Raw genomic sequence first — 23,880 nt, 5'->3', positions numbered from 1 at the left:
TATTATAATTTCTTTAAGGGAGTCAGCGTTACAGGACCTGCTAATCCTGAAGGTTTTATGTCCCAATTAATGGTGGTAAACAGTCCGTCAGGGCCTCTGTTTTCCCCGTCATGCGCCGGAAAATTAATATTGTAGAACTTTTTATAAACCAATCCACTCCTATCCATATAATGAATCCGATTGGCCATCAGATTGGAGACACGAATCTCCAAATGATTATTGGTTTGCAATAATTTAGCGTCAATATTGACCGTAAAATCCGGTCCGATAAGGGTCGCTATTTTTTCACCATTTAAAAATACCACAGCATTTTCCTTAACAGTGCCCAGATCCAGGCGCCAGCTATTGACACCAGTAGCGCCCATCGGCTTTTTAAAATTAGTTGCATAGGTGGCTGTTCCTGAGAAATTAAGTGCATTGGTATCCGAAAGACTAGTCCAGTACGCTAATCTATGCATAGTGACCGCTTTGGGCAGCACAGGTCCGCCTGTATTAAAGGAGAGCTGCCAATTGCCCTTTAAGGCAATAGGCGCTCCTGCAATCTTTGTATACGGATACGCCTCGCCTTTGAGTTCTGTATTGCTGGCTTTAATAATAACGCTCTCCCAGGGTTTTAGTTGCAAAAAGACGGAAGTCTTTCCATTAGCCTCTTTTCTTACACGCCCCAATCCTGTTTTTAGGTTCATGGCACTATATAATGCATAAGATACTGCCTTATCCGTCGCTATGGATACCCAGCCTTCAAAGGCGGTATCACTGCGATTATTGATAAAATAATATTTGCCCTCGTTTTTACCTTCCTTATAGCTTTTGCGTACAAAGCCTAAGTTTCCGCCGTCACCAATAGATTCTCGTCTAATCCCGCCAGCCTTTAATAAAGAGGCAAGATCGCTTCCCATTATCACCTTTCCTTTGCCCAAAACAGCCTGTTGGGTGCCATTATTGCCTCCAGAAAATTGAAGCGAAGCGATCAGATCATTAAAAGCCTTTTGACGCTTACTTAAATCGCTCAGGCCATTGACGTCCTTTGGCAGATGATCATATACTAATATTGTAGCCCCTGCTTTTGTCAACTGTAAGATTTTCTCAAAAGTAGCTTCGGGTATATAATGAACTGCAGATAATAATATGGTCTGGTAATGACCTCCATGGCTATTAATTCCCTTTTCATCATAAGCTAATTGGGCAATTTGATGATCAGAGATAAAATCAAAGCTGTAACCATGGGTATTCATCCACTCAGCATTGGCTTTAAATGCTGTCCCTTCAAAGCCCTTCATTCCATCATAATGGTTGAGCAGTGCCCTTCCTTTTTGGGCATAACTGTCATATAATGGAAAGTATTGCAACAGGTCATTATCTGGCTGACTATTTTGTAGGAAAGACTGACAATGCGCGATGTATTCATTTAAGGCCGCAAAATTGTTCCACTGTGGATTGGTCGGCTGAAAATGAACTGCCGCATAAAACATCCAGCCTGGCCAGGTAGCAGTCATTGGCGAATAGGCCACGCCGTGATAGAAAATATGGTTGACTCCCCCAAGAAAATAAAGATCGATGGCTTTTTTAACATCGGCTAAGGAGGATAAAAAGTGATCTTTTAACCAGGTAGCTGATTCAGAGGACGTAAGCGCTTTGCCCATGACATTGGCTGCAGAGGAAGCAAATTTAAAACGTAATTCATCCTCTCCTTCTGTTTCCGGGATATCCACGGCGCTATAGAGATCCAAAATGTTTGCGGGTGAACCATGGGACTGGTTACGAATAATCTTTCCTTTTGATTTGCCCCAGTTTTCCCACTTTTCCGTAAAGTGTTCCAGCAGTAATTCTCCGATGGTTTGTCTATAATCTGACAAGACTCTGGCGGCCTCCTCACTATGGTTATTTTTATCCAAAAGTTCCGGCAAATAATCTTTTAAATCATAGCCACGGCGCTGCTTAAATTCTGCAAATAGCCCAGGTGTAAAATCCGCTTGTCCGGAAGCGTCATCTACTTCATAAGAATCATTAAAAAAGCCTCTGAGTCCATCCAGGGAATTTCCATTAAATGCACTATCAAAATGCGCCAGATAATGATCTACAGCTTTCAAAGAAAAATGATCAATGACAAAACCTTCACCGCCCGGAGCTGCTCTTTCTACCATTTTACCATGTAATCCCTGAAAAATTGCATACAATTGATAACCGTTTTCGGGTGCCTTCCAATCAAGATGTCCGCTTTTATCTACCAGGTGGATCAAATCAGTCGCCTTTCCAGCTTTATCATAGCCAATTAAGGCAACAAGCGGAATATACTCGGGAAACCTTACTTGATCCAGGGCCCATTTTTGTAGATTATGGCTACCGTTTAATTTTATTGGGTTTTTGATCAGGGAGATATCCACGGCTGGGCGGTGTTCGCCACGCACTAATGTCTTTTGCAAAAACCGAATGGGCTCCGTTACGCTTTCTCCCTTTTGAAGTGTATACTGCTTAAATTCCATGGACTTACTGGCATCAGCGTCAGTTACCCAAGGGCCTCCAAAAGGCCATCCTGTCGCATTGGCCAGATCGATACCCAGATCCAGCTTTTTGCCTTCTGCCAGCGTATAATCAAATACCTGCATCCACCTTTTGGATAAAAACAGGATATTTTTTAACTCTTCACCCTTTACGCCATAAATAGGCGTGATTTCCAGGCCACCAAGACCGGCATCCTTATATAAATGCATTACATCTGAAAGATTTTTTTCATCCACAGCACTACCTTCCCACCACCAACGGGCCCACGGTTTATTTTGCTGAGTAATATTGGGCCATTTAAGTGGTGTCTGAGATTGCACTGCAGAAGCTGATTGGAGTTGGGCACGTGCTCCACTGCCGAAGGCTAAAAGAGAAGCAAAAAGTAGTCCCAGTCCTTGTCCACTTATTTTGCAACGAATTGCAGTTGCCAGGTTTTTATTTAAACAATTATAAGGAAGCATAAATTGTAGCTTGATATTAAATGTTGAATAATTAAATCATTTGAGCCATATAAAAGAATGTTCCATACTGCCTGCACCAAAAACCAAGTGAACATTCGTTAAAGATGGAACTACTGCAATTATAAAACTAAAAAACTAACCAACTATCCCGTACTGTCCTGTACAAGCATCAAACAAACCAATTATGGGCATAAAAAATGATTAGCAATCAAAGAATAAGCCCCCTATCAACCCATCCATTATGGTAAATAATGGCAGTCATCTGTGAAAAAGTTATCAATAAGGGGATAACTATTTGGATAAAGATTTTACCTATTGAATCAGCAGCAGCATTTAAGGCTAAATTACCTAGAACAACACACGCAATCACAATATATTGTGATTTTTGGATACTTTAAGTTCAAAAAAGCATAAAAACAACCTTAAATCACAATATATTGTGATTTAAGGTCTAAATAAAGAGAAAAGTGATTAAATTTGAACTAAAATCACATTATAATGTCAGTTTCTGAATTAGGCAAAATAATAAAAGAGCGAAGAAAGATCTTACGAGTTACGCAACCACATTTGGCGGAACTAGCTGAAATAAGTGTAAACACCTTATCCAAATTGGAACGCGGGGAGAATAACCCAACAATAAACATAATAACGAAAATTGCAGATATTATCGGTATGGAACTAAGTTTACAAATCAAAAAAGTATAATTAAATGAGAGCCATAGAAATATATTTTAAACGGGTTTTAGCGGGAGTCCTCATTGAAGAAAACCGAAACCACTATGTCTTCAGATACGAAGACGGTTATTATAAGGATCCAAATAAACCGGCTATCAGTTTAACAATGCCCAAAACCCAAAAGGAATACAGCAGTCCCTATTTATTCCCGGTATTTTCAAATATGTTAAGCGAGGGGCAAATAGAAAATTGCAAAGCAGACTATTGCACATAGACGAAAACGATGATTTCGGCATCTTAATGGCAACGGGCCAATATGATACAATAGGAGCAATCACCATAAAAAAGATAGATCCATCAATGAACTTAACTTATTTTTTATCACTACAAGTTTAACTTTGACTCATTCCTAAAATAAAATTTTTTTTCGACAACTCTCCTACTAACAATCTGAATTATCAATAACAAGGTTATTAATAACGATCTTATTTTGACAAATGATACATTAAGTACAACAAAAATTAAAACAGTAAAAAAAATCAACAACAAAATCAAAATACAAATCAAGCCAACTTTCGAAGCATAAAAACTAGGCTTCAAAACAATTTTATGGTCAGTCTGTAAATTCTTAGTATGTTGCGAAATTTTTAATAATAATTCATCCAAGAACCCATCTACAATTGCAAAAGGCTGTAGCTTAGAATCCAACAAAAACGAAAAACATACCATTTTCATTTCCTTTAAATAAAAACAAAACTCACAATACTTATATGGGATATTTTTAAACTTAACACTTTTAATAGATGAAAACCCCAATATAATCTCATCCGGAGGCTTACGAGAACTGAAAAAAATAGCACCAACATCCAAACCACTAATTTTTAAAAAGTCTTCGCCAATTTCCAAATGTATAATAGAAATATACAATGCCTTAATTTTATTTAAGAAAAATAATGGTGCAAACTGCATCAAAATAAGAATTATTTCAAAGAACTTATTTGGACAATAACTAATACATAATTCCAAAACAATAAAAACTACAACGGCAGGTAATCAAATGCCAAAACATTTTATATCGATAAATGACAGTATATTCAATTTCAAAATTAAAAACCAAAAATAGGCAGAATATTCATTATATATTCAACATACCTCGCAGTCCATATTCAAATGGAAAATCAACAACTATACAAGCCACCAAATATCACTTTAATGGACCACCTTAGACGGTATCGATGAGCCTCAATCTGTCCTTTAATGTACATATCTATATAAGTCTGTACTAAAATAGCAGTAAGACCAAATTTCGATCAGCCAACTTATTACCTTTTATGCCAATTTCACTGCTCAAAACCTAGAAATATTATTTTTGCTAGGCCAAAAAATATCAGTTAAAAATGGGCAAGAAAATATTTGAAATAACAGCATAAATAAAAAATAAAAATAAGTTAGTTATTAGTATTAATCCTCTATATGATTAAACTCTTATTTAATTTTTTATATAATAGAGGGTCAAAACCCATTGAAGTCTTCCAACCATAAAATTAAAATGGGGATATAGGGACTAATCAAAAGAATACAAATAATAAAATTTTTTATCCTACGTCTTTTTAAATCAGAATATTTATTAAAAAAAATCTCCATCACCTTTAAATATTTTCCACTGTTAAAAAAATAGCTTTTTACAACAAAGAAAACCACTGCTCCAAAAAACAAAAAAATCAACAAAAATAAATATTCAGGCATATCCTTAAAAAGAACTTCTCCAAAAATAGTTCTAATTATTAAAGTAGCGATTATAGGGATATAAATAGCTAAAGACGAACAAGTAGCAAACCAAGGATACACTTTTCGCCCTCTTTTCTTCATCAATAAAAAATGCCAATAAAGGCTAGTTAAAAACAAATCAATCAAACAAATCTTATCCATTCTTTAGGAAATTATGGAAAATCCAGAATTATAACATCCCCTCAAAAAATTAAATTATAAAAATCAGAAAATGTTTGAACCAAAATAAATAAAACAAAGGAATGAAGACAAAAATAATCTTTCTCCATTTAGCCACAATATATTCCCTTATATAAATTTAAACAAATTTAAGATAATTATAATTTTAAAAAAAATAAAATTTTAGCAACACAAATGCAATCAGCGCAAATGATAAAAAATCTGACAAAATTAGCTTCAGGTATACACTTCATCTTAAATAACAATCCAAAAACAACTTTTAATAGTAAAGCTACTGAAAGCGCCTAAACCATTCCAAGAGAGAGACCGCCTTAAAACCATGGGAATATAAGTCTACTATTTCTTCCAGTCATAAAAAATGTAAGTAAATACCAATTAAATCCAAAATATTCATCTCATTAAAACAAATTAAATTAATCATTAACCACCTCAAGCATGCTGTTTAAAGGTTTATACCCCTTCATTCTTTCATACGTAACCTTGTCATTTTCTCTTTTAAGAAATAATGTAATAATAATAGAAATTGAGATAAGACTAAATGGAAATTTATCAGGCTTATAAATCAGCATCAAAATAATAAATAAAAGATCCAAAACCAATAAACTAAATAACGCAAATTTCCCCCAATTAGTCAATAGAAAGCCCCTTCTTAATTTCACCTTCTTTTCTTCATCACAGGTAGCATTATAATTGTAACAATAATTTAAAAATAAATTAAAGACACTTAATTCATTTTTTGCCAATTCTTCTTTCTTATCCACAAAGCTTATTTCCTTAACAAAATATCTTCCTTTAAAATACAAATCTAAATTAGTATACCCACTTTGAGTAAAATAGATCTTAAAAGCATTTATATCTTCCCAATAAAAATCCAATGTTTTAGTATAAAAACACCAATTTTTATTATAAAATACAACCTGCAGCCCATCGTCCTTAAAAATAAGATTAACATCTACCATAAAACGGGCTCTAACTTTCTTCTCATAAAAAAACGGAATTACAGTAATAGCGCAGTAACCTAGAACAGCGATGGATGTAGCATTAAATTTTACTGCAACAAATACCAATATAAGGAACGCCACAACAAAAATTAAAATGCAACAAACAAACATTTTAAAAGGCTTAAAAACTTTAGATTTATATCGATATTCCATAAATTAACTAAAATAATAATTAGAATGCAGCACACTCAGAAAATCCATTAAGATATTTAAAGATCACGTTAACCAAAACAATCTCTTAAAATGACTCGAATAAAAATTAATTCACAAACACAATAACTTTTATGCCTATCTGTCCAATACTTTTTTCGGTTTGACAAAAATGATTGTATCAAGTTCAAATTGTAAATGCTAATAAAACTAAATCAAATTTATTCATAAAATTGGTCTCAGATTCCTGCTAAGTTTTTTAACCCGAATAAATCGCCAAACCTATTACAAGAAATAAAATAGTAATAATAAATATAAATACCAACAACCCTTTAACAAAAGGACTCTTCTCATCTCTAAATTTCTGACTTATGTCACTATAAAAGCTTTCATTATATATATATCTCATATAGTTTAAAACTATAATTACAGAATATAAAATAACAACTTCGATTTTATCAATTACCTTCTTTTTTTCTGCCGTTTCAAAAAGAATAATGAGAATTAATATAATACTCGCCTGCGTAAGAGATAAAATTGCCATCGCTGCCATTTCAGCACTTTTACTTTTTGCTTTTTCATATGCTTTACATACTCTATAAAACACGTAATCAAACATTTTCATATTTTTCTACCTTTGTTAGATTTTAAAGCCAGAAATCCGTTGCCGCATCTCTGATAAAATTTGGATTATTATAGGCATTATTAAAATCCTTCACCGTATGTTGAATATAATATTCAGAGTTATGTCGAGTTGTCCTTATTAATATAAGGATTTCCATACAATTAATAATTACGCTTATAAAATGTCTGATAGCACATAATTAAAACGAATATACACGGCAGAATTATAAGAAATCCAACAGATACTATTTTAATTAATTTTCTTTTAGAATCAGAAAACCGTTTCAAAAATGTACTAATCAAATCAAGGTGTCTATTCTTTTTAAAAAAATATAGCTTAACTAAAAAAAATATTAATCCAGCAAATGACATAAACCCTAGTAAAAAAAGCCATTCAGGTATACTCTTTTTATTTATGGAACCTTCAAAAACAACCTTAATAAGCAAGGCGAATGAAATAGAAAAAACCATCCCAAGGGACACACAAGTCTGAAACCAAGGAACTATATTTCTTCCATTTTCTTTCATTTTTAAAAAATGTAAATAAATAGTCACCAAAAATATATCTATAATCTTCATATTAAACACGATTTTTACCTAAAAAAATCAATAACAGTTGGTGTAATTGAATAACCCAAAGCCGCCTCAGGCGCAAATACATAAAGGCCAACATAACCTAATCCTTCAACAAGGTCAAACCAATGATGCCTTAAACCTGTTAATGACCAGTATATCCCCTATACAGCCAATCTGGAACACTGGAAACATTTGAATAGGACCAATTTGTGGCATTGCGATGTCTGCCCCACGGGTCAAAGTTTTGTCTTGCAATGACCGTTCCCACACTATCAGTGACTGCCAGAATACTTCCTAAATAATCCGTATAAGTGTAATATATTTTAACAGGTGTGTTTCCTGTCTTGACTGCAATAGCATAAAGCTGCTTCCCATTGTGCAAATAATGAATATAACGATTTGTGCTCCCTTTTATCTGCCTTTCAAATGAACCAAAATAATATCTAGTCTCCGTAATACTACCATTAACAGATTTAATGCTTTTTACCCTGGAATACCCAAAGCCGTATTTATATCTCACTACGACTCCGTCTTCAGATATCGAATCCGTCATTAAAAATGGCGTGTATCCAATCTTCTGTTCATTCATTGAAATATTGGGAGGAGGCATGCTCCCATTGGAGCCTGTATCAGTAATATAGGCAACTGCATTTATTTTCGTCGCATTATAAACGTATTTACCCGCATCGCTTTTTGCAACGATATTTCCTAATGAAACACCACCATTATTATCATAGTCTATATGAAATTGTTGGACATTGTTAACCTTGTTGCCAGTAAGCCTATTTAAATTATCATACGTAAAAGTCTCTGTCAAGTTATGTATTGCATCCTTTCTTGACACTAAATTTCCCGTATTATTATCAAAAACAAAATTAAGATCCTGAATTCCAGAAGTATAATATCTGGTCGGCCTTCCCATGGTCATGTCATAAGTTATCTGACTACTTTTGCCATTTCCAAGCGTATAACCTGTATATACCCCTGCCCCATTAATCTTTGTAGCAGTAAAGACATTTTTAACTACACCTGTTGCCCCATCCTGTAATTTAGTTGCTGTCAAAGAGCCGTTTCTATCATATACCTTGCTAACAGTTACCCCATCCGGATATACCGCTTTAGTAACATCGCCATAGGTATCTGTAGTAAAGGTAGTAGTATAATTAATACCGTCAACTATTTTTTTCTTAGTTTTAACCCGCATTAGTGCGTCATAGGTCAAATCCGTTTCATCTCCATAAAATCCTATTATTTGGCTTACATGATCATCATTATATCCAGTAGAAACATTATGATAATAAGTATAAGAGGTTGTGCCTTCTGGACCCACACGGCTAACTATCCTTCCAAAATCATCATAATGGATGGCATAAGAATGCCCAAGTGGATCTGGCGTATCACCTTAGTCAGCGCTCGATATGTCTTGCACAGATTTTTGTCGTAAAAAAACTTCAAACCTAAAATATTGGTCGTATAAAACACACTATAGTGTTACACTGTTACTAAATGAAAAGAATTATATAGGGTTTGTGTGGATCATTTGAAACTGCTGACCACAGTCTAAAGAAGCTATTCAAGATAAAATAATTTAAAACAAACTTTCACATTAATAGGCTTGAATATCAGACCTTATTTTTTTATTATTTTAAGATCTACAAAATTTCCTTTATCCCTCAAATGTAAAAAGTAAATCCCATCTGAATATTGCCCTAAGTTAAATCTTAATGTACCCCCTGATTGATGCGAGCGAAAAATAAGCCGACCTGATGCATCAAATATTTCAACCGAAGCATTATTTACAGGTTTCATGAGACTAACCGTTATTTTCCCAGTAGTTGGATTAGGATATAATGCATTAACCTTAATTAAATTATTATTCTGTACAGATTTTACTTGAACACTATCTTTGCTCAATATAGATTCAACTGTTTTAGCAGTATTATTTACAATATACTTTCTATCAATTCTGTTCCCAACAGCATCATATGTATATACTATTCCAGCACTCCCAGAAGGCAATGATTGCGCGTTGCCGAAATAGACAAATCCAACAAGAAATAATAATACTCCGCAATATTTAAGGATTACCCCTTTCATAAGAAAACAATTAATTGATTAATTCGCCAGTATTCATGTCCAAATGCGTTAATTTAATTTTCTGCACCTTAACCGAAGTGGTCTTTAAGACATCTTCAATATCAAAAGGATTCTTTACGCCTTTTCTGCTCCCAATATTATTTCTCCAGAAAATGGCATTGTTTTTTCGCTTTTTAGGATCAACAAACTTAGACAGCATAAAACCGCTTCCCACCTTTTCAATGGCAAGTAACTTCCCCTTATCTATTTTGTATAGTTCATTCCCCACCGAAATCCCCCAAGCATTTTTAACCAATATACCCGCACTATCCTGACCACTTATTTTATACAGTTCAACAGAACCAGTCCCCTTATTAACTTTTATTCTAAAAATGGAAATAGCAGGTGCATCAGCTAAAAACTGTTCAAACGAAGTATAAACACCAGGCGAATATCGATTTGTTAATAAAATTTTATTATTCAATTCTCCACCATGAGTCTTTGAATTATCTTGAGAAAAAATAGCAGTATTAATTAACAAAATAAATAAGCTGGACACCCAAAAATATTTATAAAAATTATACTTTATCATATTAATTATTCAAAATATTAAATAGTTTTAAAACAAGTCCTTCAGAATAATTATTTGCATTAAAATAAATTATTATGAAGCTTATAATCAACAATCGTTTTGCATCATGAAAAACCCTTTTTATACTTACACTTATTAACTAACCTTTATAATACCTATTAAAACCAAAATAGTAAATACGCCTAAATGCAATAAGTCTTAAATAACATTGGCATCATTACTTATTTACAATCGCCAAATCGTAAATAAATTACTCCATAATCATATAAAAACTCTAATCAATTTTAGCACATTTTCAGATATGCAATGGAATACCTTAATCATAATGCACGATACAAACCGTATTTACTTATCATCCACACTGAAATGGCAAACAAAACAAAACTCCCAACTAAATAAAACAACACCATAAAGGTGCCTAAAGAAGAATTCTCCTTTGGCGTCCCTTGAAACTCACTTAAATACTTTTGGCACTTTTCTTTGGTACATAAAAAATAATAATATAATATACAGACTCCAAAAAAACATAAAATAACAAATATTAAATATTTGGGTAGATAAATCATCGGAACATCAACATTAATCAAGAGAATATTATACATTGCAAACAATTGAATTAAATGAACAGTAACCATGGTAAATACCACATTGCCAATAGGTGTTTTACCTCCTCGTCTTTTAATTAACGACCAGGTATAAAGTTTATAAAGTATATATCTATAGCATTTCATAATTTACATTTTTTAAATCACCACCAGCCAGCAGCTTCTCCAACAAAGAAAACAGTTGCAATACCCCATCCAACTGGCCCCCCCAAACACCCACGGCTGACACAACAACATCAGCGGCTGCCCTTGCAACAATCCTTTCTGTGTTTGGGTCGTTGGTTCCAACAGCAACGACAACCTGAGCGGCGGATATAGCAACTTGCGCAACAAAGAGGCCTTTCGTTGCTAACTCAGCCCCCGCTGAAATTGTTGAATTAAGTCCACGATCTAAGTTGATTACATTTTCAAAGGCACCCTCACTCGAACTAACACTTCCTGTTATTAAACTTGATTTTTCAAGAATATTATTATCCAGAGTTCCTTCCGTTGCCTGAATATCATTATCCCCCTTTACATTATCATTTGTATTAACCTTAACAACCTCTGTATTATAATGTGTGTTGCTTCCGGAACTTCCACCTCCAGAATAACCTCCCCCTCCACCTCCTGGCCTAGGTGTCGGCTCATCAGGAGCATTATAAGGGCCACCACCCCAAGATGGATCCGAGCTATGACCAATATCCCAAAGGAAGTCCCCAACTTCCGTGTTGTTATACGTTCCACCTCCAACTATAAAATCAGGCAATTCATTGGCATCTCCGCCATTATACCCACCTGTCCAGTAATCACTCGGTTCTTGAGAAGATTGTTCAGCTAAAAACCCTGAGGGATCTACATAAAGCAAGGGGTTATTCAAAGCATAACTAAACCTATTATAGGCTTGACTGCTCAGAACATTGGCTACCAATTTGTCTGGTGCCAACATTCTACCTTGTAGCGGATCATACATCCTCCCATTCATATTAATTACACCAAATTCAGGTAACTCCTCATGACCAGTATATCCCCTATACAGCCAGTCAGGAACACTGGAAACATTTGAATAGGACCAATTTGTGGCGTTGCGATGTCTGCCCCACGGGTCAAAGTTTTGTCTTGCAATGACCGTTCCCACACTATCAGTGACTGCCAGAATACTTCCTAAATAATCCGTATAAGTGTAATATATTTTAACAGGTGTGTTTCCTGTCTTGACTGCAATAGCATAAAGCTGCTTCCCATTGTGCAAATAATGAATATAACGATTTGTGCTCCCTTTTATCTGCCTTTCAAATGAACCAAAATAATATCTAGTCTCCGTAATACTACCATTAACAGATTTAATGCTTTTTACCCTGGAATACCCAAAGCCGTATTTATATCTCACTACGACTCCGTCTTCAGATATCGAATCCGTCATTAAAAATGGCGTGTATCCAATCTTCTGTTCATTCATTGAAATATTGGGAGGAGGCATGCTCCCATTGGAGCCTGTATCAGTAATATAGGCAACTGCATTTATTTTCGTCGCATTATAAACGTATTTACCCGCATCGCTTTTTGCAACGATATTTCCTAATGAAACACCACCATTATTATCATAGTCTATATGAAATTGTTGGACATTGTTAACCTTGTTGCCAGTAAGCCTATTTAAATTATCATACGTAAAAGTCTCTGTCAAGTTATGTATTGCATCCTTTCTTGACACTAAATTTCCCGTATTATTATCAAAAACAAAATTAAGATCCTGAATTCCAGAAGTATAATATCTGGTCGGCCTTCCCATGGTCATGTCATAAGTTATCTGACTACTTTTGCCATTTCCAAGCGTATAACCTGTATATACCCCTGCCCCATTAATCTTTGTAGCAGTAAAGACATTTTTAACTACACCTGTTGCCCCATCCTGTAATTTAGTTGCTGTCAAAGAGCCGTTTCTATCATATACCTTGCTAACAGTTACCCCATCCGGATATACCGCTTTAGTAACATCGCCATAGGTATCTGTAGTAAAGGTAGTAGTATAATTAATACCGTCAACTATTTTTTTCTTAGTTTTAACCCGCATTAGTGCGTCATAGGTCAAATCCGTTTCATCTCCATAAAATCCTATTATTTGGCTTACATGATCATCATTATATCCAGTAGAAACATTATGATAATAAGTATAAGAGGTTGTGCCTTCTGGACCCACACGGCTAACTATCCTTCCAAAATCATCATAATGGATGGCATAAGAATGCCCAAGTGGATCTGACTCACTAACTAACTGATTAAATGCATCATATTCGTAATTAAATGTACCAGAATTCAACTCTGTAATTGAAGATAACCTACCATAAGAGTCATAATTATTCGTAATCAAAGTTTTTCCTCCCATTACCGTTTTCAACCTATTACCCCAACTGTCATAACTAAATGTCAGCGTCCCTCCATTATCGGTGGCATTAATTATTTGTCCAGATGCATCGATGGTTCTGGACGTGCTTTGTCCAGATGATTTTGTCGTTGTTACTTTATACTTACCACCTGTTAACTTAGAAAAAGAAAAAGATGTATAGCTTTTTGAATTATTAATTTTTATAATACGGCTTACATTGTCATAAGTAAAATTAGTCGCAACTGCTGTTTCATTGGAATAATGCGGTGCAACACTTTTTATCAATTGCCCCTTTCCATCATATTGAAGATTTTCCGTTAGAGTTTGACTATTAAATCCACTACTTTGCTTAATTACTGGCCTCCCAAGATCATCATAAAAGGTCTTGATATTTCTACCACCTCCAGGCCGTGTCTCCGCAACAGAATAACGGCTTCCTGGACTCGATTCCCAACCATAATTAAACTCTAAACTGTAACCTTCAGGTAGGGTTGCCTTTTTAACATTACCAAATGCATTATACTGATAAGTCGTTGTTAGCCCTGCAGACGTTTTTTTACTTACCAAATTACCCCAGTCGTCAAAAGCAAAAAAGTCGCTTTTCACAATACCGCTTCCGCTCTGTTTAGTTTCAGTAACAAACCTACCTTTTGAATCATATACCTTATCTAAAACTCTATTATTAAGCCCAGAACTTGCCTTAATCACTTTAATCTCATTACCAATTTCATTATATGTATATGTCGTAGTAACCGCTTTAGCCGTCCCAGAATAATGTTTCACCACAAGTGTATTCCCTTTATTATCATAGCTATAAGTGGATACCTTAGATACTGAAGGGGCTCCTGAACGTGTATTTGTGAAGGTGATTGAATTGGGGAAAGCGGCAACAGGTGTATTGTGTATTCCATAAATGGTATTTATAGTTGTAGTTTCAACAGGGCTTACGACGCTATTCCCAGCCAATACGCCCTTTTTAGTAACCTTTTTGGTTATATTGCCAAAATTATCATATGTGTTGTTAATTACACTACCAGCGCCAGTAATGCCATCGTAACTTATAATATTATTTAATTTGTGCACAAAACGTCTATTTACCTGACCACCAGTAATAGCCAACAAGGTGTCTTCAATAACCTGTTTTTTAATTGTATCTCCAGCCGAGGAAATAGAAAACCGCTTATAAACAGTTGGCAATAGATAATTAGTATTGAATTTTGCAACAGTGTAGGCATTCATGCCAGTTTGTTCATTTTTAATACTCAACGACTTAAACCCGAGAAAACCTCTTGTTGCATTCCTGGTTGCGTCCCAATAATGATATGACATCACCTTTGCACCTCCAATTCCGTCTGAAGAAGTCACCTTATCCACAACATATAATCCAGATTCAAAATTATTAAATAAACCATTCAATACATTCTCATCCGAGTTTGTATAAACACTGTCTTTATTTAAACGATCATAAAAAATTTTCGTTTTTGAGCCTAGTCCATTGATCACTTGCGAAAGCATTTGACTTTCCCTTTCTGGAGCGGGATAAACAAATCGAACGTTACTATTTTGAATTGTCAACACATCTGTCTTGCCATCTCCATTGAAATCACCGAACACTGGTTCTTTAGTCGCATCTGAATTAATGCTCGTCTCTGTCGTATCCGTTTCCGGTAAAAACCCATTAATTGCATCCACCACATCTGCACCACCAACTTTATAATATACCGTATGTTTAGAGCGCAAAACACCAGTATTTCCGTCTATAAAATCTAGCGAATGCCAAACATCTGATTTTCCATCTCCATTTATATCTGCAACCATTAAAAGGTTTGTATTGCTATATCCATCACCTTTTAAAGCGGGTGCATTCCTGAAAACAAAAGGTTCATTATCAAACCCAGTGCCAGTACTATAAAAGATACTCCATGGACCATACATGCCAGTATGTTCAGTAGATGAATTATTTCCTGATTCACTAGTGGATCTTACTAAAAAATCAGTCATTCCATCCCCGTTAAAATCACCCGTGTAAATCGGCAATTCAGCATTAATATTTGTGGTATTAAAAATTTCAGTCGCATGCAAATCATAATTTGTAGAAGATCCCAGATTCTCGATTTTCAAAAAGTGCGTTTTAGAGTTATCCGACACCATTAAATCAGTCTTGCCATCACCATCAATATCAACAGGCCGGACTTGGCAATATGCAATTGAAGATGCATAATATTCATCCATGTATAAAGTACTAGATTGAATACCCAAATGACTAATCTCTAAATTGTAAATATTTCTATGTGGCGAGCAAAAAAATGCTTTAAAACGATCCGTACTATTCGTTCCCAAAATTAAAATATAATCTTGATAACCATCACCATCAAAATCTCCAGGAATTATATAAGTCCCCCAACATAATTAAACAACCCAACTCCAGAGATATCTGGCATATTTGTATTTACTATGGAATCATACCCAAAATTGCCATTTGCACGTAACCTGGTCAAATCAATTTGTATCTTTTAAGCTTTCTAACGCCAGAAGAATCTGAAAACCCACAAAATAAGACATCAGCTTTCCCATCTCCGTCATAATCAGAGGTTAACGCATCATATCGACCTCTCGGTCCATTAGGCAGATCGTAAACAATATTAGATCCATTCAAAGTTTCAGAATAATCCAACTTAAGCAGAGGATGCTCGGGATCGTTAGCAACTTTTCCATACATACTAAACCCCAAATACTCGGTAAGTCCGTTATTATTGATTGTGCAATTAGCCGAAATCAACCCATATATGCCGTTTCCATGAAAATTTCCAGAATAAATCGAGCCATCAGTTTGTAACCCACTTAACATTGGAGACAAGGCCACTGGAGAAGATGCTGCAGAGGACCCATAGTTAAATATTAAAGGATTTCTTATCGAGCCATCACTTCCACTCTCAGAAACCGTCTTCAAATAATATTGTCCTCGGCTTACAAAATAGCCACAAAGATAACGTCTCATCACAGTTCCTGAACTGTTTATAACGGAAATTGTGTCTAATAAATACGGGTTTTTAACTGCAACTCCATCTTTAAATTGCAAAGTATTTTCAGGGTGCGGTTTAATGGAATAGGAGAACAAAATTTTATTATATGGTTGTAGTCCAGTTGCATCATTACCAGTATAATCAATTTCAATTAATGCAAAAGCCTCCTGTTCAGGATCCACGTTATATTTAAAGAGGCAGTAATTCCCATTTCGATCTGTTACTTTATTGAGCAACCAAATATAAGTTGCATTATAAGCCGCATATTTAGCATTCGCGACTCTGCCATATTCCATAATAGTACCATCCTTTTGGGTTACCTGAAACCAATCCGGCCCTGTATTTTCGGTGCCTCCATATGACACGATTTTTGAATAATCCTCGCTTTCTTTGCCATAAATGGTTCCATCTGCACCATTCTCTCCCGAAATTGCGAAGAGTCTTTGTCCATCCAATTCAAAAACATCATTTGAATTGCTAAAAGAGACCGGAGAACGCTTTCCATCAAAATAGAAACTTTTACCCGCCCGCTTTATTTCAGACAAACAGCTTAAATTCCACCCTTTAGCCGCAATTCCAGATCCCGCCCTTGAATTATAATATAAGGAAATATTTGGTTGAAGCCCATTCGTACCTGGAAGTACTTGAATAGGAATAGAATATTGACTTCCTCCAGATGAATTTACATTTAATTTGCCTTCGGTTGTACCAACCATTTTTGAAAGATCAATAGTATAGTTATCATCTTGAACCGGCACAATTGGAGGCGGCGTTGCCGTAAGTATTTTATTAATCGAGGCAACCGATGAATAAGCCTGTGCACTCCCTTGCGTCGCTATCACCCGGTAATACGAATACTTTGATTGGGGTAATCCCGGATTATAGGTGAGTCCAGTTGCGCCAGGAATGTCTGACCAAGTATTCTCATCGGTAGACATTTGCCATTGATAATCAAAGGCCAGGCCTGTTCCTCCACTGGCACCTGAATAGGTCAAAGATGACGGCGTTTGACCTTCCACAACCACCTGAGTTTTGGCACTTATATTTCCTCCATTTAATGGAGCTACTGTTATTGTAACATCAATGCTTGCCTCTAATGTGCCATTTGAGTAAACAGATAAGGTACCTGTAAGCGGCTGTTCTGGAATCAATGGATTGTAAGAGGGTTGCAACACATTAGGTCCACCATATGCGTAGTCTGCATGAAAACTACTTTCTTCACTAGAAACCACACCAATTGATCCAGACCAGACAACTTCCGCAGTCGTAGATGTAGAACTAATGACCAATCCATTTGAAGCAGCCCATGTTACATTTGGATATAAATATTGGAATGAATAATTATAAGTTTGTCCATAAGTTACATGAGTGGGGCCATCTATTGTACCTCCACCAGGAGGAGGGGGCAGAGTCATGGGGCTGGCTATGCCTGATTTCACCTCTTGCTTTTGTGGCTTATTTGTAGAATCCTGTGCGCTAATAATCTGGTAGCATCCCAATAATATTAAAAGTAAAAGTATTCTTCTCATCGTAGGCAGGGTTGTAGGCTTAATATTAATACATCATTTCATTTATTGAAATATTTTTCACAATATTATTATTTTATTCTTAACTTTATTTCCATATCAGAACATTTATTTCTTTCCTGTCAGGAAAGTTGAACCCATAAATCATACATATGAATAGTAATTCTACCTTCAGGCGTAAGCTTGGCGCAGCATTAAAAAAACAAAGAATCGAAAAAGAAGTCAAACAATTAACTGTGGCAAACGAAATCAAAGTCAGTGAATCTTACATAAGCAAATTAGAAAACGGTAAAATTCCCATTCAATTAATCATATTATTAAATTATTGCGCAGTCTTAAATTTAACGATGGCAGATTTTATGGATTTGTTCAAAGATTTTTTCTGAGGTAAAAAGACATATAACTATCCTAACTTCTAAATGAAAATGCTGCTCAAAAGTAACTCAAGACCTTAACTACTTAACGGATTACGGTTAGAACGTTTTTATCCTCACAGGATCTGTGGCTTTTGGTATCGTCAAGAATCACAGGTTAAAGGATCCAATATTCTATCAGCACTTTTTAACAACCCTTCCCCTGTACCGATTCTGAAGGCAGCTTCAGTATTCAATATTATGTACATTCAAGTCATAAATGCAACTTTGTTTGAGAGTTGTCATGAGGCTTGGATGGTGACCTCCCAATAATAGAACGCTGTGGGCCATAGCCCCACAGCAATAATACATATGCGCACTGAGCATGCCGATGATTATGAAGCCCTTTGGAGGTGTTGCATTTATGGCTTGAATCTGCCTTACACAAAAATAACTAGGGCCACTCCCGCTGATTTATTGCAAGGGTGGCCCTAGTTTTTCCATTAGAACGGCTCAGCCATCAATCTAAACTAAATTTCACTTACATTAAAACCCTGGGTTCTGTGTCAGATTAGGATTAGAGGCCACCTGTTGAGCCGGTAGCGCAAATAATAAAGTATTAGGACTTACATCAGCAGGCTTTTCCTGCCAGGCATCCAGAAATTTCCCAAAACGGATTAAATCCTGCCTTCTCCATCCTTCCCAATAAAGTTCCCGACCACGTTCATCCAGTAAATCATCTAGTGTCAAGGTCGTCAATGCAGGTACTCCTCGATTGGTTCTGATACGATTTACTATTTCAATCGCTTCTGCCGTGGTTCCATCACCACCTCTAAGTATCGCCTCTGCCTGCATTAATAGAACATCTGAGTAACGATAGACCACCCAGTCATTGTTTTTTTGCCCAACACTCTTATAATCATAGGCATATTTCATGGGACGTATACCGGCTGTTTCCAATGTTGCACCAGAGGTTCTAAGCGTCACTTCAGGTGTAAAAACCAAGGGTGCCGTACTGGGATTTCTGGCCATTAAAGGCTCATTGGTAACCCAGCTGTATTGTTGTCCTGCAAAAAACCCCACATTCTGTCTATGATAGTCCTGACTTTTATTGGAAGTGGTATCTGCCGGATAATCATAATAAATACCTCTTCTCTCATCTGAGCTCTGGAACTTATTATAAAAATCGGAGAGCGTCGCCCAGCCGTTCCATCCACCCGGCAACATATTATAATGTGCCACGGTGTTCCAGGTCCTATCCACACTTCCGCCTCTTACGCCATTTTCATTGTACAACGTAAAGATATTTTCTGTAGAGATCTTATCGTTGTTGGGTGCAAAATTGTCAAAATAATGGCCTGGATCAGATACTTTATATGCCTTGGAGGCGGAGATGGCTTTTGCCAGCGAGATTACCTGATTCATATCTTCTTTACTGAATGTTGGCGATTGACGGTTTAGAAAAACACCTCTATTCAGATAAAGCTTCATCAATAAAACCCTCGCGGCATTTTTACTAGCCACATATGCCACTCCAGCAGTGGGCAGATCTTTCATGGCATCATTTAAATCCTTGACGATAAAATCCATAGCATCCTGACCTGTCATAACAGAAGGCGGAGTCTTAAAATCATCCAGATTTTCTCTGTATGGCACCTGGCCCCAAAGATCCAACATATCAAACATGGCCAGGCTGCGGATAAACTTTGCTTCAGCGGCCTGCTGAGCTGTTGGGTTAAACCTTAATACATTGCTGGCCTGGAAAATGGCATTTCCCAACCCATTAAAGGTATTGAGCATATAAGAATTATCTGAGTTCCAAAGGTGCAGATGCAAAGCTCTGTGTATCCCGTTATCATCCCAGTCACCACCTCTGGTGGGAGCGATGGCTTCGTCTGTTGTTATTTCTTGCAGGCACCAGCGGTTATCTTGCTGATAGGGGCCGTTTAAAGTAGAATAAGCGCTGGTGAGTAAATCTGATACGGACTTAGAACTGCCTGCACCCGTCAGCTCACTATAGAGATCCTCATTTAATTTTGTGCAGGACACTGTAAATACCAGGCTGCACATAATGAGAACCACATAATAAAATTTTGAAGCTTTCATATTATTATTTTTTATGCTTTTAATAATGTTATAGAGAAAAATTTACACCCAACAGAATGGTTCTTGCTGGTGGATAAGGTAGATATTCGATGCCCAAGGATGGAATATCTGCGTCTGAACCATCTGTATTGACTTCCGGATCAAATCCGTTATATCCAGTCAATACAAACAGGTTTTGACCTGTCAGTGAGACATTCAGATTTTTTATCGTGTTGCCGATATTGCCCACTCTATAACTTAGCGTTATATTAGACATCTTCATATAATCCCCTTTTTCCAAATATCTGGTTGAAGCAGATGCAGAATTAGAAACAGATTCATTGAGCGAGGGATTATCATAATAGGATCCGATGTTTCTGCCAGGAAGGTTACTCAAGCCTAAAACAGTAGCCATGGTATTATTAAACAAATAATGACCAAATGCTCCGTTCATATTAAAAGTAGCCGTAAACTTCTTATAGGTTACATCCGTTGTAATTCCAAGTAGATATTTAGGATTAGGACTGCCTACATAAAACTTATTCAGCGCAGGATCGTATTTTGCATCATTTGTCGGAGTACCTACTGTCCCATCCTTGGCAACATACATGCTGGTTCCGGTTGTAGGATCAATACCGGCAAACTTAGCCAGATACCAGACATTTAAAGGTTGACCATTTACCATGCGTTGACCCAGTACACCTGAAAAACCCTGGCCTCGCAATGCAGCAGTAGTATAATAGCCCGTAAGGCCAGACACGTTATTTTGTATGTAGGTTCCGTTGACGGTCAGATTCCAGTTCCAGTCTTTTTTACTGACAATATTGCCGGTTAGTGACAGCTCAAAACCCTTGTTAGATACTTCTCCTGGCAGGTTCACCCATAGCTTACCACTAGGTGGTGCTGGTTGGGCAATAATGCTCTCAAATAGTGCATCTGTTGTTTTCTTATTGAAATAATCCAGCGATCCGGATAACCTGCTGTTAAATAAAGCGAAGTCAATCCCTGCATTCAGCGTATTAGACGCTTCCCATTTAAGGTCTGGGTTGCCAAAATTGGCCTGGGTAATGGACTGCGTACCAAAAGTAAACCGGTCCCTGGAAGCGCCTGAAGGGAACGCAGAATTACCTGTTTCACCCCACCCGAGTCTAAGTTTTAATTGATTGACTATGCGACTGTTTTTTAGGAAGGGCTCATTAGATACGTTCCAGGCGAAGGCCAGCGATGGAAAGTTCGCGTACCGGTTATTTTCCCCGAACTTTGTAGAACCATCCCGCCTGATCGTAGCCGTTAACAAATATCTTTGCAGATAATTAAAGGAGGCTCTCAAGAAGAAAGACTGTAATTGATTGGAGGGGTCCCTGTAAGAATTAATGGATCTGTTATTGGCGGTAGAATAGTTCAAATAGTCATAAAAATCCAGACCGTTGTAATTGAAGCCACTGCCAGATTCTGAGTTCCAGTAGTATTTATAATCCAGAAATTCATAACCAGCAACAGCATTCAGACTAAGATCATCGGATAACTGTTTATTGTAGCTAAGGGTTTGGGTTAATTGTTGATCCGTCTCGGTGTTATTGCTCACAAAGGCCATCCCGTTTTCCACCTGACTTGAATCAATCATGCCCGCAATATAGCGACCAGTTCTTTCCCCTGTTTGTCTGGTTACACTATAGATCAGTTTATACTCCAGATCATCTGTTATTTTATAATAAGGAGATACACTGGCTACAATCGTATTTACGACAGCCTTATCTTTATAAGCAGCCAGAGATGTCATTGGATTAATCTGGTTAGAAGATACATAAGTACGGTTGCCATTTTCGTCGTACAAAGGCCTGGTCGGATTCCATTGCAATGCCTGAGAGATAACGTTCCCGGTAAAACCGACACCAACATCGATCGGCGCCAGATTTTCATTGGTTTGGGTAACCAAAAGGTTAACATCCAAACCTAATCTTTTGTTTTCCAGAAATTTAAAACTGCTGCTTAAGTTTGCCGTATATTTTTTCAAGTCAGAGTTTTTGATAATGCCGGATTGATCAAGATGACCCAGAGATAAGCGATATCTGCCGTTTTCGGTACCGCCTGTAATGTCACCATAATAATTTTGCGTAGGCGCTTTTCTAGTGATCGCATCAAAAGCATCCACATTGCTGCCAAAATCTGAAGTAGCCACATCATCAGGTGTATAATTTTGAATAGCCTTCCTAAACGCCGAACCGTTCAATACATCTGGTTTTTTAAGTAGGTTGGAGATGCCAACAGAAGCTCCTAAATTCAGTGTTGGTTCACCCGTTTTTGCGCGCTTAGTAGTAATAATAACCACTCCATTTGCGCCCCTTGACCCATAAATCGCTGTGGCGGAAGCGTCTTTCAAAATGTCGATGCTGGCAATATCACTTGGGTTCAGATAAGTGAGCGGATTACCACCATCGGTACTAAAGCCACCACTGCCTCCTGGCCTGGCTGAAGTTCCGGAAAGCGGAATACCATCCAGAACAAAGAGCGGATTATTACCGGCCCGGATAGAAGAATTCCCTCTGATCTTTACGGTAGTAGAACCTCCTGGTTGCCCCGTATTATTAATAATCATTACCCCCGGGTCTTACCTTGAATCAATTGATCTGGAGCGGTAATTACGCCCTTATTGAAATCCTTGGCGCTGATACTGGCAACGGCACCTGTCAGGTCTTTCTTTTTAACCTCGCCATAACCGATTACAACGACTTCATCCAAGGCAGCGTCATTTGCAGGCTTCAGTTGTACTTTGACAACACTAAGCCCGGCAATAGATACAGTCTGGGATACGTAACCCACATAGCTAACCTCCAGTTGGGTCACCGTACTTGGGATATTCAGCTCAAAGGAACCGTCTTCACCGGTTGAAGCTCCAGTGGTGGTTCCAACAGCTTTTACAGAAGCTCCTTGAACCGGACTGCCCGTTTCGTTGGTTACAGTACCTGTAACCGTCTTGGTCTGGGCAAAACCAGCCAGGGATAGCAACAGCAATCCCAGGCACAAAGCGAGTCTTGACGATAATCGTTTTGTTTTCATAAATGTAATTTTTTAAGGATGAATGGATGTGAATCAAAAGAAACCGAAGCTTTTGCCACTCAATCATAAATGGCTTATGCTTAAACAAATATAAAGCTTTTACATTTTATTATAATAATTATTTGATAATTTAAAAGTAATAATAATTACTATCTGCTGAAAACGTTATCAATTAAAAGCAATTAGAAATTAAGCGTAGTTTTTTGAAGCAACTTTTTTAAAATTATATTGATTCACTAAT

General features: G+C 36.7%; 18 protein-coding genes. 3 read left to right on the top strand and 15 right to left on the bottom strand.

Annotated features, from left to right (window positions below; all coding sequences use genetic code 11):
• Positions 1-2 precede the first annotated feature (2 nt).
• Positions 3-2,963: a glycosyl hydrolase gene (locus FSB73_RS09470; protein ID WP_146781282.1), complete on the bottom strand. Its 2,961-nt coding sequence runs from the start codon at positions 2,961-2,963 to the stop codon at positions 3-5.
• A gap of 498 nt (positions 2,964-3,461) precedes the next feature.
• On the opposite strand from FSB73_RS09470, the gene FSB73_RS09465 reads away from it, so the two are divergent.
• Both FSB73_RS09465 and FSB73_RS27540 read left to right on the top strand, forming a co-directional pair.
• Positions 3,462-3,668, top strand: coding sequence for a helix-turn-helix domain-containing protein (locus FSB73_RS09465; protein ID WP_146781280.1), 207 nt, complete (start codon positions 3,462-3,464; stop codon positions 3,666-3,668).
• Positions 3,669-3,672: 4 nt separating this feature from the next.
• Complete coding sequence (locus FSB73_RS27540) at positions 3,673-3,912, top strand: HipA N-terminal domain-containing protein (protein ID WP_225974665.1); 240 nt, start codon at positions 3,673-3,675, stop codon at positions 3,910-3,912.
• Between the two features lie 110 nt (positions 3,913-4,022).
• Here FSB73_RS27540 and FSB73_RS09455 read toward each other — a convergent pair whose 3' ends face one another.
• From FSB73_RS09455 to FSB73_RS09410, 11 genes are all read right to left on the bottom strand, one after another.
• Positions 4,023-4,610 (bottom strand): hypothetical protein, encoded by a 588-nt coding sequence (locus tag FSB73_RS09455; RefSeq protein WP_146781278.1) that lies wholly within the window; start codon positions 4,608-4,610, stop codon positions 4,023-4,025.
• A gap of 540 nt (positions 4,611-5,150) precedes the next feature.
• Positions 5,151-5,567, bottom strand: coding sequence for a hypothetical protein (locus tag FSB73_RS09450; RefSeq protein WP_146781276.1), 417 nt, complete (start codon positions 5,565-5,567; stop codon positions 5,151-5,153).
• 452 nt (positions 5,568-6,019) lie between these two features.
• Positions 6,020-6,760 (bottom strand): hypothetical protein, encoded by a 741-nt coding sequence (locus FSB73_RS09445; protein ID WP_146781274.1) that lies wholly within the window; start codon positions 6,758-6,760, stop codon positions 6,020-6,022.
• A 256-nt stretch (positions 6,761-7,016) separates the two neighbouring features.
• The gene (locus FSB73_RS09440) at positions 7,017-7,382 is read right to left on the bottom strand and encodes a hypothetical protein (protein WP_146781272.1); all 366 of its coding nucleotides are present in this window, start codon (positions 7,380-7,382) and stop codon (positions 7,017-7,019) included.
• Between the two features lie 22 nt (positions 7,383-7,404).
• A complete protein-coding gene (locus FSB73_RS26580; protein WP_262712560.1) occupies positions 7,405-7,539 on the bottom strand; it encodes a hypothetical protein in 135 nt (44 codons plus the stop codon).
• A gap of 4 nt (positions 7,540-7,543) precedes the next feature.
• Complete coding sequence (locus tag FSB73_RS09435; RefSeq protein WP_146781270.1) at positions 7,544-7,960, bottom strand: hypothetical protein; 417 nt, start codon at positions 7,958-7,960, stop codon at positions 7,544-7,546.
• A gap of 139 nt (positions 7,961-8,099) precedes the next feature.
• Complete coding sequence (locus tag FSB73_RS09430) at positions 8,100-9,287, bottom strand: hypothetical protein (RefSeq protein WP_146781269.1); 1,188 nt, start codon at positions 9,285-9,287, stop codon at positions 8,100-8,102.
• A gap of 299 nt (positions 9,288-9,586) precedes the next feature.
• Positions 9,587-10,054: a T9SS type A sorting domain-containing protein gene (locus tag FSB73_RS09425; RefSeq protein ID WP_146781267.1), complete on the bottom strand. Its 468-nt coding sequence runs from the start codon at positions 10,052-10,054 to the stop codon at positions 9,587-9,589.
• A 10-nt stretch (positions 10,055-10,064) separates the two neighbouring features.
• Positions 10,065-10,592, bottom strand: coding sequence for a hypothetical protein (locus tag FSB73_RS09420; RefSeq protein WP_146781265.1), 528 nt, complete (start codon positions 10,590-10,592; stop codon positions 10,065-10,067).
• Between the two features lie 750 nt (positions 10,593-11,342).
• Positions 11,343-15,935 carry an FG-GAP-like repeat-containing protein gene (locus FSB73_RS09415; RefSeq protein ID WP_146781263.1) on the bottom strand — a complete coding sequence of 1,531 codons (4,593 nt, stop codon included), beginning with the start codon at positions 15,933-15,935 and terminating at the stop codon, positions 11,343-11,345.
• A 154-nt stretch (positions 15,936-16,089) separates the two neighbouring features.
• A complete protein-coding gene (locus FSB73_RS09410; protein WP_146781261.1) occupies positions 16,090-18,147 on the bottom strand; it encodes a SpvB/TcaC N-terminal domain-containing protein in 2,058 nt (685 codons plus the stop codon).
• 149 nt (positions 18,148-18,296) lie between these two features.
• Between FSB73_RS09410 and FSB73_RS09405 the strand changes: the two genes are divergently transcribed.
• Positions 18,297-18,530: a helix-turn-helix domain-containing protein gene (locus FSB73_RS09405; RefSeq protein ID WP_146781259.1), complete on the top strand. Its 234-nt coding sequence runs from the start codon at positions 18,297-18,299 to the stop codon at positions 18,528-18,530.
• Positions 18,531-19,043: 513 nt separating this feature from the next.
• On the opposite strand, the gene FSB73_RS09400 is transcribed toward FSB73_RS09405, so the two are convergent.
• Genes FSB73_RS09400 through FSB73_RS24660 form a run of 3 tightly spaced genes read right to left on the bottom strand, consistent with a single transcriptional unit; the run spans position 19,044 to position 23,639 of the window.
• Entirely contained in the window at positions 19,044-20,603 is a 1,560-nt protein-coding gene (locus tag FSB73_RS09400) for a RagB/SusD family nutrient uptake outer membrane protein (RefSeq protein ID WP_146781257.1), read from the bottom strand.
• Between the two features lie 28 nt (positions 20,604-20,631).
• Positions 20,632-23,178, bottom strand: a complete 2,547-nt coding sequence (locus FSB73_RS09395) for a SusC/RagA family TonB-linked outer membrane protein (protein WP_225974664.1) — start codon at positions 23,176-23,178, stop codon at positions 20,632-20,634.
• Positions 23,178-23,639 carry a carboxypeptidase-like regulatory domain-containing protein gene (locus FSB73_RS24660; RefSeq protein WP_225974663.1) on the bottom strand — a complete coding sequence of 154 codons (462 nt, stop codon included), beginning with the start codon at positions 23,637-23,639 and terminating at the stop codon, positions 23,178-23,180. The genes FSB73_RS09395 and FSB73_RS24660 overlap by 1 nt, the downstream gene beginning before the upstream one ends.
• Positions 23,640-23,880: the final 241 nt, after the last annotated feature.

The sequence above is a fragment of the Arachidicoccus ginsenosidivorans genome (genome assembly GCF_007971385.1).
GTDB classification, from domain to species: domain Bacteria; phylum Bacteroidota; class Bacteroidia; order Chitinophagales; family Chitinophagaceae; genus Arachidicoccus; species Arachidicoccus ginsenosidivorans.
This window is presented reverse-complemented; position numbering and strand designations above follow the sequence as displayed.

What these genes read in the sequence shown, in the direction of transcription:
- FSB73_RS09470 (WP_146781282.1), bottom strand. Translation starts at nt 2,963, where the DNA reads ATGCTTCCTTATAATTGTTTAAATAAAAACCTGGCAACTGCAATTCGT.
- FSB73_RS09465 (WP_146781280.1), top strand. Translation starts at nt 3,462, where the DNA reads ATGTCAGTTTCTGAATTAGGCAAAATAATAAAAGAGCGAAGAAAGATC.
- FSB73_RS27540 (WP_225974665.1), top strand. Translation starts at nt 3,673, where the DNA reads ATGAGAGCCATAGAAATATATTTTAAACGGGTTTTAGCGGGAGTCCTC.
- FSB73_RS09450 (WP_146781276.1), bottom strand. Translation starts at nt 5,567, where the DNA reads ATGGATAAGATTTGTTTGATTGATTTGTTTTTAACTAGCCTTTATTGG.
- FSB73_RS09445 (WP_146781274.1), bottom strand. Translation starts at nt 6,760, where the DNA reads ATGGAATATCGATATAAATCTAAAGTTTTTAAGCCTTTTAAAATGTTT.
- FSB73_RS09440 (WP_146781272.1), bottom strand. Translation starts at nt 7,382, where the DNA reads ATGAAAATGTTTGATTACGTGTTTTATAGAGTATGTAAAGCATATGAA.
- FSB73_RS26580 (WP_262712560.1), bottom strand. Translation starts at nt 7,539, where the DNA reads ATGGAAATCCTTATATTAATAAGGACAACTCGACATAACTCTGAATAT.
- FSB73_RS09435 (WP_146781270.1), bottom strand. Translation starts at nt 7,960, where the DNA reads ATGAAGATTATAGATATATTTTTGGTGACTATTTATTTACATTTTTTA.
- FSB73_RS09425 (WP_146781267.1), bottom strand. Translation starts at nt 10,054, where the DNA reads ATGAAAGGGGTAATCCTTAAATATTGCGGAGTATTATTATTTCTTGTT.
- FSB73_RS09410 (WP_146781261.1), bottom strand. Translation starts at nt 18,147, where the DNA reads ATGAGAAGAATACTTTTACTTTTAATATTATTGGGATGCTACCAGATT.
- FSB73_RS09405 (WP_146781259.1), top strand. Translation starts at nt 18,297, where the DNA reads ATGAATAGTAATTCTACCTTCAGGCGTAAGCTTGGCGCAGCATTAAAA.
- FSB73_RS09400 (WP_146781257.1), bottom strand. Translation starts at nt 20,603, where the DNA reads ATGAAAGCTTCAAAATTTTATTATGTGGTTCTCATTATGTGCAGCCTG.
- FSB73_RS09395 (WP_225974664.1), bottom strand. Translation starts at nt 23,178, where the DNA reads ATGATTATTAATAATACGGGGCAACCAGGAGGTTCTACTACCGTAAAG.
- FSB73_RS24660 (WP_225974663.1), bottom strand. Translation starts at nt 23,639, where the DNA reads ATGAAAACAAAACGATTATCGTCAAGACTCGCTTTGTGCCTGGGATTG.